Consider the following 3176-nt stretch of genomic DNA (forward strand, 5'->3'; position numbering starts at 1 on the left):
CTTTTAGACATTATGGAAAATAAAAAACAGTTAATACTTTGCCAGACATTAGTTTTTAATAAGCTTGGGGGGTTTAATTCCCCAGTAATAGAAGGGCAGCGTGTTTTGTGTCGGGGTAAAATCCCCGTTACAAAACATAATTGCGAATTGTTTTAATGCTGCTTAACGCAATCCAACACCGCCAACTTCTCTCTGCGTGAGATAAATAAAGATGTGATATCTCGTAGCAAATCCTAGCTAACATAATACTTTTTGCTTAAAAAACTAAAAGATAAAAAATATTACGAAATATATTTAATTGTATCGAAAATATGTTCCTAATCAACTTTTGTGATAGATAACTTTGAATTTTGAGATGCAAGTATTTACTTGTAAATACTTGGTAAATGGTTAAAAACTATGCAATAGATACAGATAGAATATTAGATATATATAAAGACTCCTTCTCAACCTTCCTGAGTTAAAAACATATAAAACACATGGATAAGCGCTTCTTTAACATCTTTAGACTGACAGAAGAACAAGCGATCGCAATTATAGACACTCCCCTTGACCAACTTGAAGACCCTTCGGAGAAATATATTGCCGTTTCCCATTTAATTAATTTTCCCACAGAACAATCGATTTCAGCTTTAGTTCGTGCCATCGAAACTAGCAACCCCGAAGAATTGGACGAAAGAATCGTTCGACGCAAAGCAGTGGAAAGTTTGGGACGATTGCAAGCAGCATCAGCATTACCCGTAATCCAAAAATGTCTCCAAGATGATGATATTTATACCGTTGAAAATGCAGTATGGACAATCGGGGAAATTGGCGTAAAAGAACCAGAAATACTCGAAGATGTGGCGCAGTTACTTGATAAAGAAGGACAAATTCATCGAGTCATTATTCATACACTTGCCAACGCTGACTATAAACCCGCATTAGAACGAGTCAAAAAATTTACCAACGCACCCGACGAACCAACCCGTAGTGCCGCGATCGCAACAGTTTGTAGATTCACTGGGGATTATTCGGAAATATCAAAAGTAATGGCATTGTTACAAAGTACAAGCATCAATGCACGTCGAGGTTGCATCCAAGATTTAATCGATTCCCGTTATTACAAAGCGATTCCCAATATCGCAAAATGTCCAGTTTCTCTGGTTTTTCGCTTGCGTGCTTTGCGAATGTTGGCAGATGCAGGAGTTAGGAATGGAGAAATTAGCTTTGCAGAGATTCAACCATCTTTAGAACAAGTACTGTGGGATAATCCCCAGGATTTAGATTTGGTGCATGAATATGACGTAATCCCCGCACTCAATTTCGCCATTGAGGAACTCTACGAAACCGACTTTGGCAGATGTTATTTAGCCACAAAAACCTTAGTTGAAGCTTACCCCCAAGAAGCACCAGCAGCACTGATGACAACCTATGCAGATAGGGCATTTAATCATTATGGCGCTCACTACCACGTCATTAAAACACTAGGCTGGTTAAAATATGCACCTGCTTATGAATTATTTACAGAAAACCTCCACAATTGTGAACCCCAATTTCAAAAATCCCGTGGAGCATGTGCGATCGCTCTCGGAGAATTAGGAGATAAACGTGCCATCCCCGAATTAATCAACTGCTTAAAAAGTCCAATTTGGGACTTAAAATATGCTGTTTTAATCTCATTGGAAAAGCTTGGAGATACAACCGCTAAGGAAATAGCCGCAAATGACCCAGACTGGTTAATTCAAACCAAAGCAACTATGTAGTTTTGTTAATTTTTTGATTTTGTTCAATTCTAACGATTACATAATTTCCCAGTAGGGGCAAACGGTTGTTTGCCCTCATTAATTTGCTCTAAGTTGTATTAATTGTGAGTGAATCAGGCTACTTGACAATTACGGAGTAATTATTAGAACACCGTAATTGTCCCAAGATAAAGAGCTTCTCCGAAAACGTCTCTGAAAACTCAAATTTGCGTTAATATGATTGCAAAAATACCCAGTAGTGATGACGGTAAAATTGCAACCAAAAGAACATACAAAGCCATCAGGTTTTGTCCAATTTTTGACTACTTTGCTGCTTTTTGGTCAAGTTTGGCTGCGTTTTATCCAAGGAAAAACTTGCGATCGTAAAATAATGGAACATATGGTGACGGCAGGACCAAAATCACTATCACCAGTTCTACTTGTAAATGGTTTTGCTGGCATGATTTTCACAATCCAAACAGCAAGAGAATTAGCCAAATTTGGGGCTGTGGATACTGTCGGAGGAGCTTTTGCACTAGCATTTTGTCGAGAATTAGCTCCCATCTTAACAGCTAGTATTATCGCTGGACAAGTGGGTTCTGCATTCGCTGCGGAAATAGGTGCAATGCAAGTCAGCGAACAAATAGATGCACTTTATATGTTGCGAACTGACCCAATTAATTATCTAGTTGTTCCCAGAGTCATTGCTTGCGGTATCATGGTTCCAATAGCCACAATGTTTGCTTTAGTAGTGGGTGTATTAGGTGGAATTCTTGTTGGATTCCAGTTTTATCAAATTACCCCAGAAGTCTTTTTAGAATCAATTAGAGTATTTTTAGTACCATCAGATTTATTCGTTATTGTTACCAAATCCTTCCTATTTGGGATAATTGTAGCAGTTAATAGTTGTAATTGGGGACTTAGCACAAGAGGAGGAGTTAAGCAAGTTGGAGAAGCAGCAACAGCAGCAGTTGTCAGCTCTTGGGTTGCCATTTTTGTAATTGATTTCTTTATCTCATTACTATTTTTTGAAAAGCCAATATTTTAAATATAAATACAACTTAAACAACTGGTATATTAATAATATCCTATTAATAGCTTAAGGTTTAGTTTATAGAAATACCAATAAATAAATTATCCCAAACTATTGTAGGGGTAGGGTTTCCCTACCCTAACTGATGAATCATACAATTGATGAGTCTATAATTGGGATATTATACAGCACTTCCGGCAGCTATGAGGTACATGCTCAAAGCTGAAAGCCATGATTAGAAGGCAACTGAAGATAACAACTATATTGTGTAATAGCCGGAAGTGCTGTATTTTATGTAAGTCCCTAATGATAGGTTGCAAAGTGTTCCGCATTTAAATTATATAATCTAAATTATTATAATTCTTATGGGATGGGCATCCCTGCCTGCCTTAATAATATGATTTAGGATTGCTATAGAT

Annotated in this window: 2 protein-coding genes; both read left to right on the top strand. The window is 37.3% G+C overall.

Annotated features, from left to right (window positions below; all coding sequences use genetic code 11):
* The first annotated feature begins 479 nt into the window (after positions 1 to 479).
* Positions 480 to 1745, top strand: a complete 1266-nt coding sequence (gene cpeY, locus CK510_RS28455; protein WP_095724842.1) for a C-phycoerythrin alpha-cysteine-82 phycoerythrobilin lyase CpeY — start codon at positions 480 to 482, stop codon at positions 1743 to 1745.
* A gap of 241 nt (positions 1746 to 1986) precedes the next feature.
* On the top strand, positions 1987 to 2772 hold the full coding sequence (locus tag CK510_RS28460) for an MlaE family lipid ABC transporter permease subunit (protein WP_095724843.1): 786 nt from the start codon (positions 1987 to 1989) through the stop codon (positions 2770 to 2772).
* Positions 2773 to 3176: the final 404 nt, after the last annotated feature.

The organism is Brunnivagina elsteri CCALA 953 (assembly GCF_002289455.1).
Lineage (GTDB): Bacteria > Cyanobacteriota > Cyanobacteriia > Cyanobacteriales > Nostocaceae > Brunnivagina > Brunnivagina elsteri.

What these genes read in the sequence shown, in the direction of transcription:
- cpeY (WP_095724842.1), top strand. Translation starts at nt 480, where the DNA reads ATGGATAAGCGCTTCTTTAACATCTTTAGACTGACAGAAGAACAAGCG.
- CK510_RS28460 (WP_095724843.1), top strand. Translation starts at nt 1,987, where the DNA reads ATGACGGTAAAATTGCAACCAAAAGAACATACAAAGCCATCAGGTTTT.